The 16,895-nt window shown below is 34.1% G+C and carries 18 protein-coding genes and 1 tRNA gene; 6 read left to right on the forward strand and 13 right to left on the reverse strand.

Features of this window, described 5'->3' with window-relative positions:
- Positions 1 to 68: 68 nt before the first annotated feature.
- The 6 genes from AEQU1_RS12680 to AEQU1_RS12705 all read right to left on the reverse strand — a co-directional run bounded on the left by AEQU1_RS12680 (position 69) and on the right by AEQU1_RS12705 (position 2,381).
- Positions 69 to 482, reverse strand: coding sequence for a hypothetical protein (locus tag AEQU1_RS12680; protein ID WP_111881679.1), 414 nt, complete (start codon positions 480 to 482; stop codon positions 69 to 71).
- Positions 475 to 1,005 carry a hypothetical protein gene (locus AEQU1_RS12685; protein WP_111881680.1) on the reverse strand — a complete coding sequence of 177 codons (531 nt, stop codon included), beginning with the start codon at positions 1,003 to 1,005 and terminating at the stop codon, positions 475 to 477. The genes AEQU1_RS12680 and AEQU1_RS12685 overlap by 8 nt, the downstream gene beginning before the upstream one ends.
- Positions 1,006 to 1,115: 110 nt before the next feature.
- A complete protein-coding gene (locus AEQU1_RS12690) occupies positions 1,116 to 1,631 on the reverse strand; it encodes an OmpH family outer membrane protein (protein WP_111881682.1) in 516 nt (171 codons plus the stop codon).
- A gap of 68 nt (positions 1,632 to 1,699) precedes the next feature.
- Entirely contained in the window at positions 1,700 to 1,801 is a 102-nt protein-coding gene (locus AEQU1_RS16450; protein WP_111881753.1) for a DinB family protein, read from the reverse strand.
- Entirely contained in the window at positions 1,798 to 2,034 is a 237-nt protein-coding gene (locus AEQU1_RS12700; RefSeq protein WP_111881684.1) for a hypothetical protein, read from the reverse strand. The genes AEQU1_RS16450 and AEQU1_RS12700 overlap by 4 nt, the downstream gene beginning before the upstream one ends.
- A 107-nt stretch (positions 2,035 to 2,141) precedes the next feature.
- Positions 2,142 to 2,381: a hypothetical protein gene (locus AEQU1_RS12705; RefSeq protein WP_111881686.1), complete on the reverse strand. Its 240-nt coding sequence runs from the start codon at positions 2,379 to 2,381 to the stop codon at positions 2,142 to 2,144.
- A gap of 244 nt (positions 2,382 to 2,625) precedes the next feature.
- On the opposite strand from AEQU1_RS12705, the gene AEQU1_RS12710 reads away from it, so the two are divergent.
- The 6 genes from AEQU1_RS12710 (at position 2,626) to AEQU1_RS12735 (ending at position 10,935) form a co-directional block, all read left to right on the forward strand.
- Positions 2,626 to 4,581 (forward strand): peptidylprolyl isomerase, encoded by a 1,956-nt coding sequence (locus AEQU1_RS12710; protein ID WP_111881687.1) that lies wholly within the window; start codon positions 2,626 to 2,628, stop codon positions 4,579 to 4,581.
- Entirely contained in the window at positions 4,578 to 5,435 is an 858-nt protein-coding gene (locus tag AEQU1_RS12715; protein WP_309300263.1) for a peptidyl-prolyl cis-trans isomerase, read from the forward strand. The genes AEQU1_RS12710 and AEQU1_RS12715 overlap by 4 nt, the downstream gene beginning before the upstream one ends.
- Complete coding sequence (locus tag AEQU1_RS12720; protein WP_258455297.1) at positions 5,428 to 6,861, forward strand: peptidylprolyl isomerase; 1,434 nt, start codon at positions 5,428 to 5,430, stop codon at positions 6,859 to 6,861. The genes AEQU1_RS12715 and AEQU1_RS12720 overlap by 8 nt, the downstream gene beginning before the upstream one ends.
- A gap of 13 nt (positions 6,862 to 6,874) precedes the next feature.
- On the forward strand, positions 6,875 to 7,828 hold the full coding sequence (locus tag AEQU1_RS12725; RefSeq protein ID WP_111881689.1) for a MoxR family ATPase: 954 nt from the start codon (positions 6,875 to 6,877) through the stop codon (positions 7,826 to 7,828).
- 212 nt (positions 7,829 to 8,040) lie between these two features.
- Complete coding sequence (locus tag AEQU1_RS12730) at positions 8,041 to 10,305, forward strand: aconitate hydratase (RefSeq protein WP_111881691.1); 2,265 nt, start codon at positions 8,041 to 8,043, stop codon at positions 10,303 to 10,305.
- 147 nt (positions 10,306 to 10,452) lie between these two features.
- Complete coding sequence (locus AEQU1_RS12735; protein ID WP_258455298.1) at positions 10,453 to 10,935, forward strand: TlpA disulfide reductase family protein; 483 nt, start codon at positions 10,453 to 10,455, stop codon at positions 10,933 to 10,935.
- 12 nt (positions 10,936 to 10,947) lie between these two features.
- Here the strand turns inward: AEQU1_RS12735 and AEQU1_RS12740 are convergent, their stop codons facing one another.
- From AEQU1_RS12740 to AEQU1_RS12770, 7 genes are all read right to left on the reverse strand, one after another.
- Positions 10,948 to 11,532: an SET domain-containing protein gene (locus AEQU1_RS12740; RefSeq protein WP_111881694.1), complete on the reverse strand. Its 585-nt coding sequence runs from the start codon at positions 11,530 to 11,532 to the stop codon at positions 10,948 to 10,950.
- Positions 11,533 to 11,650: 118 nt separating this feature from the next.
- Entirely contained in the window at positions 11,651 to 12,355 is a 705-nt protein-coding gene (locus AEQU1_RS12745; protein WP_111881696.1) for a lycopene cyclase domain-containing protein, read from the reverse strand.
- Between the two features lie 3 nt (positions 12,356 to 12,358).
- Positions 12,359 to 12,808, reverse strand: coding sequence for a sterol desaturase family protein (locus AEQU1_RS12750; RefSeq protein WP_111881697.1), 450 nt, complete (start codon positions 12,806 to 12,808; stop codon positions 12,359 to 12,361).
- Positions 12,809 to 12,875: 67 nt separating this feature from the next.
- Complete coding sequence (locus AEQU1_RS12755; RefSeq protein WP_111881699.1) at positions 12,876 to 13,718, reverse strand: phytoene/squalene synthase family protein; 843 nt, start codon at positions 13,716 to 13,718, stop codon at positions 12,876 to 12,878.
- Complete coding sequence (locus AEQU1_RS12760) at positions 13,715 to 15,178, reverse strand: NAD(P)/FAD-dependent oxidoreductase (protein WP_111881700.1); 1,464 nt, start codon at positions 15,176 to 15,178, stop codon at positions 13,715 to 13,717. Before AEQU1_RS12760 ends, AEQU1_RS12755 begins: the two co-directional genes overlap by 4 nt.
- A 142-nt stretch (positions 15,179 to 15,320) precedes the next feature.
- Positions 15,321 to 16,223, reverse strand: a complete 903-nt coding sequence (locus AEQU1_RS12765) for a MerR family transcriptional regulator (protein ID WP_111881702.1) — start codon at positions 16,221 to 16,223, stop codon at positions 15,321 to 15,323.
- A 96-nt stretch (positions 16,224 to 16,319) separates the two neighbouring features.
- Positions 16,320 to 16,402, reverse strand: a tRNA-Leu gene (locus AEQU1_RS12770).
- Positions 16,403 to 16,895: the final 493 nt, after the last annotated feature.

The raw sequence follows: 16,895 nt of genomic DNA on the forward strand, positions 1-16,895 counted from the left end.
CAATATTTTATTAGAAGCACTGGGTTTATCTGGTGCTTTTTCTATTTGGAATGGAATACAGATTTTGTTTAAAGAGTAACAAGTAAGGCTTTAAAATAATTTAGTATTATTTCCAGCTGATCACTGTTTTTTTTCTTGAGTTCTGCTGTATATGCAATTTGACTTTTGTAACCAATAATCTTTGAATTTGGAAAATAAAGTAAGGCTCGCGTATATTGGTTGGAAAGTAATTTTTCACTTAGCGCTGTTTTATTTCCACGTAAACTGTATTGTGGCGTACGGAAAATAATACTAGCGAAGGATGATTTTCTAATTTTGAAAGAAGATGGTCTGTCAATTAAATGTTGATATGGTTTTATTTTTATATGGATTCGCCGCTCCCAAGTATAGGTAACTTCATAATCTCGAGCTTGAATATTAATTTTTTCAGATATAATGCCTGAAGGGTTTTGGAGAATTTCCTCAAGCATGTTTTCAGTCATTATGTGAATTTATTTTTTCTTCAAGAGCTTTTAGAATTGCTATAAAGTATTCAAATTCTGTTTCAGTTTCAATTCCTCTTGCGGGTGTAAGAATGATTTTTGAAGTATTTTCTTTAGGAATACGAATATAAACTCTTTGTTTTTTGAGTTCACTGACAATAGAACCTGCCGTGCTTAATTTGTCAATTAATTTCTTATTACCTTTAAAAATATAGGAACCTTTTATTAATATCTGGTTTGAGGGAAAAACATTTTGAAATATTATTTCCCAAAAAGAAACTGGGTATATTTCTAAAGTATTTTTGTTCTTATTTTGTAAATGAAGTGTTATTCTAAAAGGTTCCGCTGTTGGAATTGCGCCACCAACTTCATTAAGATTAACTGAAATTTTGGATTCGCCTATCATAAAGTATGCACTTTTTGGCTGATAAATCAATTTTCCAATTGGCGAAAAGGCTTCTTTTATGCTTTCTTCTGTATAAGTGCCATTATTTTTTTCTGCAAAATTTTTAAGAAGACTCATTAAAATCAATTCTGAAGGTATTCAAATATAACTATTTTCATAAAGCATAAATAAAAAACGTGAAGCTTAAAGACTTCACGTTATAGTTTTATAAATTAAAAAAAGGTAGGCTATTTCCCTTCTTCTTCTACAGTAATAGTAATGCCTAACTCTTTTAGAATTGGCGTTGTAAGATCATAATTTGGATCTAAATAAACCAAATCTGTGTTTGTTTGCATCACTTGAGTGTAGTTTTGAGCTTTCGCCACTTTATCCAATGCTTCGCCTATTTTTTTATAAAGAGGCTGTAGGTATTCTTTTTGTTTGATATCCATTAGCTTAGCGCCGTTTTGCTGAAATTTTTGGATATCTGCATCTAGACTTAAGAGAGCAGTCTGTTTCTCTTTTTTCTGTGCGGGAGTAAAGGAGGCCTCGCCACTTTTGTATTCTTCTGCGATTTTCTTGTATTCGTCTATTTTTTTGTTGAGATCTGCATCCAATTGTTGTCCGTAGGATTGTAATTGTGTTTGTACAGTAATCATTTCGGGCATTTTGGAAAGAATGTACTCTACGTCAACAGCTCCTACTTTACTTTGTGCGAAAGCGGTAATTCCAATAAAAAATATGGCAACTTTTAAAAATTTCATTGTGTTTGTATTTAAAGTATTTACAGCGCAATATTACTATAAATATTGCAAATAAGCATAAGGTAAGTTTACCGTTTATAGAAAATGTAATCCGTTTCAATTGGTTTCAGTCCGTCTTCTTTCAATTGATTAATAATTTGTACGCGATGATAAGTGCTATGATTTATTATGTGAAAAAGATTTCTTCGGCTGAATTTGTAAAATTTTCACATTTACTGTTTGTGTAATTTATGGGCTCTTTTAAGTTCTTTTTTTGAAGAAGCTCTTTAGTGTGTTCAAAGTTTTTATCGTTTATGGCATGCAAATTTTTAATATCCAACACTTGCCATATAGATAGCGCTGCGGCTATGCCAAATAGTCTATGATTCCAAACGTGATGGGCATTTAAAGTGTGGCTTGCCAAAAGGCTAATTTTTTCTTTATAGATTTCAGAATTGTTGAAAAGAACATCAATTACTAAATGGTTGCAATGATGAGTGTATTCAAACTTGTCTAAAACGAAGGCCTTAATTAATCGTCATAAATTTGACCTCGTGTAGGCTTGAGGGTTTCCCGTAAGGTATTCATCAAAGGTTTTTCTATTACTAAAAAAGCGATGTGGTGCATGGATGTAATTTCTTCATTTCCAGTAAGAGTGTTTTGTAATTTTTCGGACATGGCAAACTCGGCAAGGTGTTTTGCATGATGTACAGCAATAGGTTGGGCGTTGGGGCCGCGAAAATCCCATATAAGTTTTACTCGTTCAGTCATTTACATTTTATTGTGAAGAAAATACGCTAATTCTAAATATAAGAGCAATCCGCTTCAATTTAAAAAATATTGCAAGATAAGGGTTTTGAGAATATTTTAAAATGCGGAAAACACTATAATTATATTAAATTCGTTAACTTTTCTGAGGTAAGATACCGTACCTTTTTGTTATTTTTGCACCTTTGTTAGCCAAAGGTTAAGCATAGGTGTATTGCTTCAATAAAAATTAAATATTTTAAAAAAAATGAAAAATATTCTTTCCGTATTCATTTTGGTGCTTTTGAGTGCCACTACCGTTTTTTCACAAAATAAAAAAGAAATATTAATGACCATTGATGGCAAACCTGTGTATGCCAAAGAATTTAAACGTGTTTATAATAAAAACCTTGATTTGGTTCAGGACGAGTCGCAAAAAGATATTGATGGTTACCTGGAGCTTTTTATTGATTACAAACTGAAAATCGCCGAAGCCGAAGCACAAGACTTGGATAAGGAGAATTCTTATAAAAACGAACTTTCAAAATACAGAGATCAACTTTCACGAAATTATCTTTTTGAAGATAAAGTCACTGAAGAACTTGCCAAAGAAGCTTACGAACGAGGAAAAGAAGATGTAGATGCTTCACATATTTTAATTCGCGTAGATTATGAATCTGTACCACAAGATACCTTGGCAGCTTATAACAAAATTAAATCTATACGTGAAAAAGCGCTTAAAGGAGATGATTTTGCACAATTGGCAAAAACATATTCTGAAGAACCTGGAGCAAAGGAAAGTGGCGGGAATTTGGGTTATTTTTCAGTGTTCAATATGGTTTATCCTTTTGAAAATGCAGCCTATAATACTAAGGTTGGTGAAATCTCAAAAATTATACGTACTAGTTTTGGGTACCATATTCTTAAAGTAAACGACAGAAGAGAGAAATTGCCAAAAATTGCAGTGTCTCATATTATGATTTCTGATAAAAAGGGAGCACGTACTTTTGACCCTGAAGAACGCATCAACGAACTTTACACCATGCTAAAGCAGGGAGAATCTTTTGAAAGCCTTGCGAAGCAATTTTCAGATGATAAAAATTCCGCAGTAAAAGGCGGTAAATTAAACCCATTTACAAAAGGCGATCTTCGCGCCACTGAATTTGAGGATGCAGCTTACAATCTTAAAAACGTTGGCGACATAAGCAAACCAGTAAAAACAACATTTGGGTGGCACATTATTCGTTTGGACGAAAGATTACCTGTAGAAACATTTGACTCACAAAAAGAATCTCTTGAAAAAAGGGTGACTGAAGGAGATCGTTCTAAAATTGTAACAAACGCCATCAACAATAAAATAAAGGAAAAATACGGATTTAAAAAGGGAGAGAGCTTTTTACCTTATTTTGACACCTACGTTACCGATGATGTTTTGAAAAGAAAATGGACTATGAGCCCAATACCAAATAATGAGGAAAAAACCCTTTTTACAATTGGTGATAAAAAATTAGGCTATACAGATTTCGCTAATTTTATTGCCGCTCGTCAAAAAACAACCAGGCCTTACAAACAAAAAGAAGCTTTTTTAGTGGATCTTTATGATGAGTTTGAAACTGAAAATTTAAAAGAATATTTTAAGGAGCATCTAGAGGATGAAAACGAGGATTATGCTGCAATTCTTTCGGAGTATCGCGATGGTCTTTTAATTTTTGATGTAATGAACAAAAATATTTGGCAGAAAGCAAAGAACGACTCTGTTGGTATTCAAGAATATTATAACAAAACGAAGCAAGATTACCAATGGAAGCAACGAGTTGATGCTGAAATATATTCTGCTACTTCAGAAATGTTAGCACAACAAATTCAGAAAATGCTTAATGAAGGTAAAACAGCAGAAGAAATTAAAACAGCACTCAATACTGAAGAAAAGGTAAATGTATTGATCACTCCAGGTCTTTTTGAAGTAGAACAACACGAACTTCCTGCTGGTTTAGAAATAAAAGAAGGTGTTTCAAAAGTATACCCAAGCAACGATTCATTCGTGGTGGTAAACGTAAAAGCAATAATGGCGCCCAGTGAAAAGTCTTTAGATGATGTAAAAGGAAAAGTTCTAAGCAGCTATCAAAACGATATTGAGGCTAGGTGGATAAAAGATTTACGTTCTAAATATAAAGTTGAGGTTGACAAAAAAACCTTGAAGCATTTGAAAAAAGAACTTAAGTGATTCGGAATATTCTTTTTATATTGGTATTAAGTTTTTTTTTGAGTTCCTGTAATTACTTTAAACAGGAAACAGAAAGAGATGTTGTCGCGCGCGTTAACAACAGTTATTTATATAAAGAAGACATTGCGAAATTGATTGCTGAAAATACTTCCGCAGAAGACAGTACATTAATAGTAAATAATTATATAAACCGTTGGGCGACCCAGCAATTGCTTATAGACCAAGCAAAAATTAATCTTACCTCAGATAAACTAGACCAATACAATAAGCTGGTTCGCGAATATCAAAATGATCTTTTAACAGAGGCCTACAAAAATGTAATTGTAAGTAAGCAATTGGATAGTACCATTGCGGAGCAAGAATACAAAGAATACTATGAGACCAATAAGGAAAACTTTAAACTAAAAGATATTTTGGTTAAACTGCGCTACGTGCAAGTACCTGTAAATTACGACGGTTTAGCCACAGTAAAAGAAAAATTGAATCGTTATAATCAAAAGGATAAAACATCTCTTAACAGTCAAGATTATCAATTTGTTTCTTCAAATTTTAATGATTCTGTTTGGGTTAAAAAGGAAGTTCTGCTAAACACTTTACCGGTATTAAGGGGGAATAGTGAACAAGTGTTAAAAAAATCTAATTTCTCGCAGTTGCAAGATTCATTAGGAGTATATTTGGTGAAAATTGAAAATGTGCTCAATCCCAATGATACAGCGCCACTTTCCTATGTTAAGCCCACTTTGAAACAGATTATTTTGAACAAGAGGAAGCTTGAACTCATAAAAAAATTAGAAACAGATATTACAAAAGATGCTATTGAAACAAATAATTTTGAAATTTATAAAAATGAATAAATTTTTATTGATATTGTTATTTTCTACTGCCATCCTGCAAGCGCAGGTGGTTTTGGAGCCGGACAGTACCGGTGTGGTAAAAAGTAATGATTCTCTTGTTGTACAGCAAGTTGTAAAACGAGATACAGTTCCCTTTAAAAGATATAAAGCGGAAGGTGTAAGCGCAGTAGTTGGCGAATACGTTATTCTTGATAGCGATATTGACAAAGCCTATGTTGAAATGCAATCACAAGGAATGTCTATTGAAGATATTTCCCGTTGTCAATTGATGGGAAAATTGATGGAAGACAAGCTTTATGCACACCAAGCCAAGCAGGATAGTTTAGTTGTTGCAGATTCTGAAATTAATGGAATGATAGATCAGCAACTTCAATATATGATCAGCGAATTGGGTAGTGAAGAAAAAGTAGCTGCTTATTATAGAAAAGATAATTTGGCAGAATTGAGACGAGATCTTTTTGAAGCAAACAAAAGCATAAAACTTGCAGGTTTAATGCAGCAAAAAGTTATTGAAAAAGTTGAAGTTACCCCTGAGGAGGTGCGAACTTTTTTTTATTCAATCCCCGAAGAGGAGCGCCCAGTATTTGGTGCTGAAATTGAGGTAGCACAAATTGTTATAGATCCAGAAATTACACTGCAAGCAAAAGAAGAGGTTGTAGCAAAATTGAATGCAATCCGTGCAGATATTATTGATAATGGAGCAAGTTTTGCAACGAAAGCAGTATTATACTCCAAAGACCCTGGGTCTTCTTCCAAAGGAGGTCTTTATACGGGTGTGAAAAGAGACTCGCCTTGGGCAAAAGAATTTAAAGATCAGGCTTTTTCACTTTTAGAAGGAGAAATAAGCGAACCTTTTGAAACTGAGTTCGGATATCATATTTTATATGTTGAAAAAATACGCGGACAAGAAGTAGATGTAAGGCATATTCTTATGTTTCCGGAAGTTTCACAGAAATCCATTGACGCTGCTCAGAGTGAAATAGAGGATTTAAAATCAAAAATAGATTCAGGTGAAATAACTTTTGCGGAAGCAGCTCGTCAGTTTTCAGATGATAAAGAGACGCGCAATAACGGTGGACAGTTAATAAACCCAGTAAATTTTGACACTAAATTTGATCTCACAAAAATGGATCCAGCTTTAAGCGCACAGGTTTATAATTTGAAGGAGGGCGAAGTTTCAAAAGTCTTTACAGATCGTGACCGTACAGGAAAGAGTAGTTTAAAAATACTTACTGTTACAAAAAAATACCAAGAACATAAAGCTGATTATGCCAAAGATTACGAACGTATCAAACAATTGGCGCTTCGCGAAAAACAAATCAAAGTAATCAACAAGTGGCAGAACGAAAAAATAAAAGATACCTATATTAGCATTAATCAAGATTATCAAGATTGTGATTTTGCTGGAAACTGGTTGAAAAAATAATATCGAAAAAAATATGTCAGACGTAGCAGCGATAACGCAACTGGTTTCAAAATACAATGCCCTTCGGAAGGAAATAAAAAAAGTAATAGTAGGTCAGGACGAAGTAGTTGAGCAAGTTTTGCTTGCCATCTTTTCAGGCGGTCATGCTTTATTGATTGGTGTTCCGGGGCTTGCAAAAACCTTGTTGGTTAATACTGTTGCGGAAGCGCTTGGGTTGAAATTTAAAAGAATCCAATTCACCCCAGATTTAATGCCGAGTGATATACTAGGCTCTGAAATTCTTGACCAAAATCGCGAATTCAAATTTATAAAAGGCCCAATTTTCGCAAATATTATTCTTGCAGATGAGATTAACAGAACTCCGCCAAAAACCCAAGCTGCTCTTCTTGAAGCAATGCAGGAGCGTTCTGTTACCGTTGCAGGTCATCATTATAAACTAGATCTACCTTATTTTGTACTTGCCACCCAAAACCCGATAGAACAGGAGGGAACATACCCATTGCCAGAAGCGCAGTTGGACCGATTTATGTTTGCCATCAATCTTGAATATCCTTCTTTTTCGGAAGAAGTAGAAGTAGTAAAGCAAACCACAGCTGGCGAGACCCAAAAAGTAAACGCACTTTTTACCGCACAGGAAATTATCGATTTTCAACAATTGATTCGAAGAATACCTGTGGCAGATAATGTTGTGGAATATGCCGTTACATTGGTTGGAAAAACACGACCTAATAGTTCTACCGCAACAGATACTGTAAAAAACTACATAGATTGGGGTGCTGGTCCACGAGCTTCCCAGAATTTAATTCTTGCTGCAAAATCGCATGCTGCTCTTCATGGAAAATTTTCTCCAGATATTGAAGATGTGCAAAAAGCTGCAATCGGAATTCTTAGACACCGATTAATTAAAAACTATAAGGCTGAAGCCGAAGGTTTGAGCATTGAAGAAATTATAAAAAGCTTGTACTAAATACCAATAGCTTTTCTTCTGAAATTTCACCCATAATCAGAATTAAAAAATTTTGAAATTCATAATATTATCTATCTAAAATTATTGATATGGTAATTATATTCAATAATAAATAACATTTAATGAAATATATTCATTAAATAAGCAATTTCATTAAATATTTTTTAAATATTCTAAAATTTTGTATTTTCGCAATAACAAAAAATACAACTATGGCATTTGATATTGATATGATTAAAAAGGTTTATTCCCAAATGGCTGAACGTGTAGATAAAGCACGTGAAATCACGGGAAAACCACTTACCCTTTCAGAAAAAATATTATACTCCCACCTTTGGGACGGCAACCCCAACAAAGCTTTCCAACGAGGAAAGGATTATGTGGATTTTGCTCCTGATAGAATAGCATGTCAAGATGCAACGGCACAAATGGCACTTTTACAATTTATGCAGGCCGGAAAGAAAACAGTTGCTGTACCAACTACGGTTCACTGTGATCATTTAATTCAAGCAAAACAAGGTGCTGCTCTAGATTTGAAGCGCGCGAATGAAACTAGTAATGAAGTTTTTGACTTTTTGGAATCTGTTTCAAATAAATACGGTATCGGTTTTTGGAGACCGGGAGCTGGAATTATTCACCAAGTAGTTTTAGAGAATTATGCATTTCCCGGTGGAATGATGATTGGTACTGATAGCCACACTGTAAATGCGGGTGGTTTAGGAATGGTAGCTATTGGTGTTGGTGGTGCTGATGCTGTTGATGTAATGGCTGGAATGCCTTGGGAATTGAAGTTTCCAAAACTAATCGGTGTTAAATTAACTGGAGAATTAAACGGTTGGACAGCCTCAAAAGATGTTATTTTAAAAGTTGCTGGAATACTTACCGTAAAAGGAGGAACGGGAGCTATTGTTGAATATTTTGGACCTGGAGCTAAAAATCTTTCTTGTACTGGAAAAGGAACAATTTGTAATATGGGGGCCGAAATTGGCGCTACTACTTCAACCTTCGGTTATGACGATGCAATGGAGCGTTTTCTTAGAGCGACAGACCGCGAAGATATTGCAGATGAAGCAAATAAAATTAGGCCGTATTTAACAGGTGATGATGAAGTTTATGCAAATCCTGAAAAATACTTCGATCAAGTTATTGAAATAGATTTAACAACACTTCGTCCACATTTAAATGGACCTTTCACTCCAGATTTGGCAACTCCCGTTGGTGAACTAGGTGAAAAAGCAAAGAAAAACGATTGGCCCATAAAAGTAGATTGGGGATTGATAGGTAGCTGTACAAACTCTTCCTATGAAGATTTAACGCGTGCCGCTTCAATTGCACAGCAAGCAATCGATAAAAAATTAAAACCTAAGAGTGATTTCGGTATAAATCCTGGTTCTGAACAGATTCGTTTTACTGCCGAACGCGATGGTCTTTTGGATGTTTTTGAAAACCTTGGCGCAACAATTTTCACCAACGCTTGTGGCCCTTGCATTGGGCAGTGGGACCGAAGTGATAGAAAGGGTGATGAAAAAAACACCATAGTGCATTCTTTCAACAGAAACTTTTCAAAACGTGCTGATGGCAATCCAAATACACACGCTTTTGTAGGTTCTCCAGAAATGGTTGCCGCAATAGCAATCTCAGGTCGTTTAGATTTTGATCCTATGCACGACACTTTATTAAATGAAGATGGAGAAGAAGTAATGCTAGATATACCTGTTGGTCTTGAACTTCCCCCAAAAGGGTTTGAAGTGGACGATAATGGCTATTTAGCACCTAAAGAAGATGGAAGCTCAGTTGAAGTTAAAGTGGCTACAGATAGTGAACGTCTTCAATTGTTGGAACCTTTTGTGCCAATTAAAGATTCCGAATTACAGGGTGTAAAATTATTAATCAAAGCTTTCGGAAAATGTACAACAGACCATATTTCTATGGCTGGTCCGTGGTTACGCTACCGTGGTCATTTGGACAACATTGCTAATAATACTTTAATTGGAGCCATAAATGCTTTTAACAAAAAGACAAACTTTGTAAAAAATCAATTTACCGGTGAGTATGGCGGTGTACCAGATGTGCAACGTGAATATAAGGCGAAGGGAATAAAAACTATTGTAGTGGGTGACCATAACTACGGTGAAGGTTCCTCTCGTGAGCATGCGGCCATGCAACCGAGATTTTTAGGTGTTGCAGCGGTTTTAGTGAAGTCATTTGCGCGAATCCACGAAACAAACTTGAAAAAGCAAGGAATGTTGGGATTGACTTTTGCAAATGAAGCAGATTACGATTTAATCCAAGAAGACGATATATTCAACTTTATTGATATTGCTGATTTTTCTGAAAATAAACCTTTGACCATTGAGATTGTCCATAAAGATAGAAGTAAAGACACTATCAAGGTGAACCATACTTATAACGATGCACAGATAAGGTGGTATCGCGAAGGTTCTGCTTTAAATTTGATTAAAAAGCAGAACGGTTAAAATTTTATTTAAATGCATAAACCTAACAGGTTTTGAAACCTGTTAGGTTTTTTTATACCTAAAAAATTCATGAAATTCTTAAGGAAACATTGGAGCAATATTCTGTTTTTTACATTTTTGTTACTCCTGATAATTCCACAAACGCGAATGCCTATCCAGGTGTTTGTCCAAAGACTTGTTTCTTTTTCTCCTTCGGAAGCATCTGAAGATGAACGAGAAACAATCCAAGATTACGATTGGATTTTACTGCAATTAAATACTGAAGAAGCAAATTTTTCGCAATCGAAGGGAAAGGTTACTATTGTAAATTTTTGGGCCACTTGGTGCCCACCCTGTGTTGCTGAAATGCCTTCCTTTCAAAAGTTATATGATACTTATGGTGATAAACTTGATTTCTATTTTGTCACTTCAGAAAAAGCTGAAAAGGTTGAAAAGTTTATGGAGAAGAATCATTATACATTGCCTATTTATATTCAAGCTTTTAAAGCACCAGAACAACTGGAATCTAGCGTACTTCCAACTTCCTATTTAATTTCGAAATCGGGTGAAATCGTTATTAATGAAGAAGGCGCTGCCGATTGGAACAGTAAAAAAATGAGAAAACTTCTCGATGATCTTCTGGCTAAATAAATTTGCTAATAATTATCCCGGAAAATAATTCTCTTTAATAGATTTCATTTCTTTTTTTCCTTCCCCAATAGCAGTTATTTCATTCCACAATTTAGGCGTTATCAGTGATTTTAAAGGCTGTTCCAGTTTTATGATATTCGGGAAGTTTTTAATAAGTTTTTTATCCCAAGATTCATGCTGGGTCAAAAGATCATCCGGATATACTGTTTTGCGTCTAGTACCTTCATCTATTCCTGTAAAGGGTTCAGAAACATTTAAATAGCCATAATCATCCGTTAACTCTTCACCAGGTTGGATATCGCGGATTGCTATTTCAAAATCGTATGCGGTAGAAATACAGTTGCTTTTAAAACTGTGGTTTACATAACGTCCATAATCCCAGCAAAGAACGAAGTTTCCTTTTTTGTTCCTATAGCAATAGGTTTCCAAAATATTTTGATAAAGGGGGTTCATTTTCTTCAACTTGGCTGGTGTGAACTCGCGATCCAAATCATCTAAAGCCCACGTTATTGTACCGGCGGGAATGAATTCTGTAGCAACAACACCGTATCCAATTTCGTTGCTTATAAATTTAAGTTCTGTTTTAGGATGTATCATAAACAATAGTAATTTTAGGATTAAATGTAATGCAAAATCTTAATAGATTTACATTTTCCAATCTATTGTATATAAATTTTTATAGCTGTTAATTTGCCGATTTTTTCAATAGTAAATTTTATGATTCAACTGTTTTAGAAGAATATTTTTCTCTGAATTTTTCCATTAAAACGTATACTGTTAGCAACATACTTAAAGCATATATACTATCTTCAATAGGTACAGTGCCAATTCGTATTCCTAGGTTTTCTGCATTGTTGTACCAAACTACTTCTTCGTGAATCCAGCTACCGGTTAGAAAACCATTCACAATAAAAAAAGGGACCAAAAGAATAAAGAATACGGGAAGAAAAGTATTTAGGATCTCGCGCTTATAATTAAAAATTAAGGCCATCAAAACAATAGCATATCCAAAATTTATCGCTGTATACCAACGATCGTAAAAATAAAGTAGGGTAGCAATTAAAACGGTTTGTAGTGAAAAGTAAATTATCGCTGTAGTTTTATTTGAGAATGAAAACTGCGGAAGCAAATTTTTAAATGCATAAATTGTAAAAAGACACGCATAGGGAATGCAAATAAAGAAAAGCCATTCCTCTAAAGGCAGGTTTGCGAATTTCAGTCCCGAAAGATATTTTTCATTAAATCCCCAAAAACCATTTTGCGTAAAAATAATGTCCCAGGGAATAAAAAAAGCCATCATTATAAATGTGGCAGGGATAAAATATTTCCAGAGCTTGTAAAACTTCAACTTTGGGTGAAAACTGAAAAGAAAAGGCACACTTAGTGAAACTAGGTCTAACAAAAGGTAAAGATGCCACATAGCCTATTTTTTGAAGTATTTCAAGGGCGGAAATAGCATTCCGAAACATTCACCTTCTTCTTTTCCTAAATGCTTATGATGAATTTTATGGGCACGTCTTATTCCGCGTGCATACCAATTATTAGCATTTCGAAACATTTTAAAACGTTGGTGTATAAAAATGTCGTGTACAAAAAAATAGGCAAGACCATACGCGAAAATTCCAAGGCCTATGGGCAATCCCGCCCAAAAACCGAAATAACTCCAGCCTATAAAACAACTGATGCTGACCAATGCGTAAAAAATAAAAAAGTAGTCATTACGCTCCCACCAGCTACCGTGATCTTTGTGGTGATGGTCTTTATGTATTTTCCATAGAAAGCCATGCATAATGTATTTATGCGTAAACCAAGCCATAAATTCCATAATACAGAAAGTGGCAATGAAAATTAATATCCAAAGAGCAGTTGTCATTTTTACTTCTAAATTTGTAATTCGGGAATTGCCATTTCACATTATTAGGGGTACAATTCCCTTAAAATTATTTTACCAAATTTAATTGATATTTTACGTAGCTACGTGTTAAAAGGCCGATTTTTTCAACATTTGGAACCCGTATTCTGGCATTTTTAATTTCTGTTGCAGGCGTTTGCTGGAGCTTTTTCAGTAAACGTTTATAATATCTATAAGCAACAAAGACACCGAGCTTAGAATCGTGCGGCAGTTGTAGAATACCCTGATAACCTTGGTTGAAATTTTCTTCTATTTCTTGGATTATTTGAGCTTTAGATTCCTCATCCAAAGAATCAAGATTGGTATTTGGAAAATAGGTTCGGCTTAAGTTTTCATAGTCTTCTTTCAGATCACGTAAAAAATTTACTTTTTGAAATGCCGATCCCAAATTCATAGCAGATTCTTTCAATTGATTATATTTTTCAGTATCACCTTTCACAAAAACGTTTAAACACATCAAACCCACTACGTCAGCAGAACCATATATATATTCATTAAACTCTTCTGTTGTTGAATAAACGCTTTTGGTCAAGTCCAAGCGCATACTGGACATAAATGTATCTATTAAGGCTCTATCAATATTGTATTTGTAAACCGTGTCCTGAAAAGAATTTAAAATAGGGTTTAAGCTTATTCTATCAAATAATGCTTCTTCTAATGCATTCTCAAAGCGACTGAAAAGAACTTCTTTGTTGTAATCGTGAAACGAATCCACAATTTCATCTGCAAAACGTACAAAACCATAAATATTGTAAATGTCTTGCCGAATGGAGGGACCAAGCATTCGGGTTGCTAACGAGAAAGATGTACTGTAAGTTTCAGTAACATTTTTGCTGCATTTTTTGGAAACTATGTCAAAAAGCTCTTTCAATTTTTGTTTTCTTTTTCGATTAAACCAGCCACTAATTTTCCAGAGATAAGGGCTGGCGGAACTCCCGGTCCGGGAACGGTAAGCTGTCCAGTGAAAAATAGATTCTTCACTTTGCCGCTTTTCAATTTAGGTCTTAAGAAAGCCGTTTGCATCAATGTATTTGCAAGTCCGTAGGCATTACCTTTATAGCTGTTGTAATCAGAAATAAAATCATTGATGCAAAAGGATTCTTTAAATATAACGTATTTTTTAACCTCTTGGTTGGTAATTTTTTCAAAACGCTCTATTATTTTATCAAAATATTCCTCACGCAATTCCGGAATATCATCCAATCCAGGTGCTAAAGGAATTAAAAAAATACCTGCTTCCATTCCCTCTGGAGAAACACTTTTATCTGTTTTTGAAGGAAAGCTTGCGTAAAAAAGTGGATCATTAGGCCATTGTGGCGAATCGTATATTTCTTGTGAATGCTTTTCAAAATCCACATCAAAAAACAAAGTGTGGTGATCTACATTTTCAATTTTTTTGTTAAAGCCAACATAAAATAGGAGGGCAGAAGGGGCAAAGGTTTTCTTTTCCCAATAACTTTCCGAATACTGACGGAATTTTTTATCCATTAGTGTTTCTGTATGATGATAATCTGCACCGCTTAGAATAACATCGGCATTAATTTTTTCACCATTTATATTTAAAGAAGTAGCTTTTCCGTTTTCTACATTTATTTTTTCAACATTTTGATTGGTCATTATTTTCACGCCAAACTCTTCGGCGAGAGTTTTCATTCCTTCAATTACCGAATACATTCCTTTCTTTGGATGAAAAGTTCCAAGTCCAAAATCTGCATAATTCATAAAACTATAGAATGCAGGTGTATTAGAAGGTTTTGCTCCTAAAAATAAAACAGGAAATTCTAATATTGAAATCAATTTGGGATTGGTAAACTCACGGCGAACGTCTTTACTTATGGTACTAAAAAACTGACCAATCTTTTTCATTGTGGTTACTGTAACCAACTCTAAAGGTGAAACGCCAGGTCTATATACCAAATCTTTAATAGCAATGTTATAATTGTCCATGGCTTGATCCATAAAATCGCGAAGCTTTATAGAACTTCCTGCTTCTTCATTTTCAAAAGCAGTGTATATTTTTTCAAGAGAATCTTCAATAGTTATATAATCATCCGTTCCATAGTAGACACGGTAAGCGGGGTTTAGTTTTTGAAGTTCATAAAAGTCGGATGGAGTTTTATCGAAATCTTTAAAAAAACGTTCAAAAACATCAGGCATCCAGTACCACGTAGGACCCATGTCAAAAGTAAAACCATCTTTTTTGAACTGTCTGGCACGTCCGCCAATGGTTTGGTTTTTTTCGTAAATAGTTACATTATTTCCCGCCTGAGCCAAATAGCAAGAAGCAGCAAGTGATGAGAAGCCAGAACCTATAATAGCAATTTTCTTCATATTGTTTAACAAATTTACACTTTATTTAAACAAAAAAGAGATTTGCAGAATCTATTTTTTATATTCTTATATAGTTTCTATAAATAACATATAATTGAGAACGATGTTTAGCCGTAAAAGATAGTTTTCAAGATATTAAATATCAATTATTTAACCCTTTATCAACTTGGTCTGTAAACTGTTTTATGTCTTTGAAAAATTTTACATTTTTCGTATTCTTTGTATTTTTCCCAACCTTACGCCCCAAAACCCAAAGTTCACATGGACCTTTAGATTGTACTTCACTCTGAAAATCCTCGAGATATTTTTCAAAATTGTCTTTTTCAGGACGTACCGTAAAATAGGTTACAAAAATTACTTTCGTTTTTGTTTTGAGCACATATATTAAACTTTCCAAGGGGATATTAGCTCCTAAAAATAGTGTATTAAATCCTGCTGAAAGAAGTTCGTAATTGGCATACAGTAAGCCAATTTCGTGAATTTCTTGATAAGGAAGATAAAGGGAAAAAAACTGTTTGTTTTTCTCTGAAATACTTGCTTTTTGTTTTGCCGAATGCTCTATTATAGAATGTTTTATTTTTTCTGAAATAAAATGTTCGTGAGAAGGATCAATAGTTCCAGAATGCCATAGGATGCCCATTTCATTAAGCAGGGGCACGAAAATGTCCGAAAAAATTTCTCTGAACGATTTCTTTTCTAAAAGTTTTTCTAGCGTATCGTCAAAAAGTTCCCCATCAAACTCAAACATTGCAGATTTAAAAATATTGAGCACATATTCAGAGTCAATCCCATTAATGCTCTTTTTTATCAACGTCTGAATTTCTGAAGCGTCTAGGCTTGCAATTTTTGAAATTTTATGACCAGCATTGTATAGGTAAGCAACATTCAATAACTTTTTAAGGTTATTTAGATCATACTTTCTGATGTTTGTATCGGTACGATCAGGTTCGAGAAGATTGTAGCGTTTCTCCCAAATCCTAATAGTATGTGCTTTAACGTTTGAAAGATTTTCAAGATCTTTAATGCCAAATTCATTTTTGACCACAGAATAATTATTTTAAAATATTGGGTTAATGTACTAAAAAGAAGTGAATACTGTTTATAAAAATAATAAATTCTTTAAACAATAAAATAAAATTTGTACCCGGAATGGGACTTGAACCCACACGCCCTAAGGACACATGGCCCTCAACCATGCCTGTCTACCAATTCCAGCACCCGGGTGGATACTCGTTAAAATTTAAAGCAATTTAAGAAATGCCTTAAACAAAAAAAGTTAAACCGTGGGTTTAACTTTTTGTGACCTGACTGGGGCTCAAACCCAGGACCACCTCTTTAAAAGTGAGAGGCCACAAAACTTAGTAATCGTAATCAGTTAAAATTCAAGTTATTAGATTTTAGAAAACACCTAAAAAATTGACTTCAATTTTCATTATTACTTATTTTATTAGAGGATCAAAATCAGTGAGAACACCAATGAATACAGGTGCTAACAACGATTGATTCCCAAAATTATAAAAATGAACGTTTTTTTAATAATAGTGCGAAGATAATAGTATTTCTTGAGGTCTGGAAGGAAAGATTTAAAAAGTAATCCGTCTAGTTCTTCAATTCTAGTAATTATAAGTGTTAACTGAGACTAAAAGTAAAATGACAGAAATTAAATAAGAGCTTGGAGTGGGTGAAATAATTTTTTAGAGCTTAAAAATTTGAAGTA

The sequence above is a fragment of the Aequorivita sp. CIP111184 genome, from assembly GCF_900489465.1.
Taxonomy (GTDB): domain Bacteria; phylum Bacteroidota; class Bacteroidia; order Flavobacteriales; family Flavobacteriaceae; genus Aequorivita.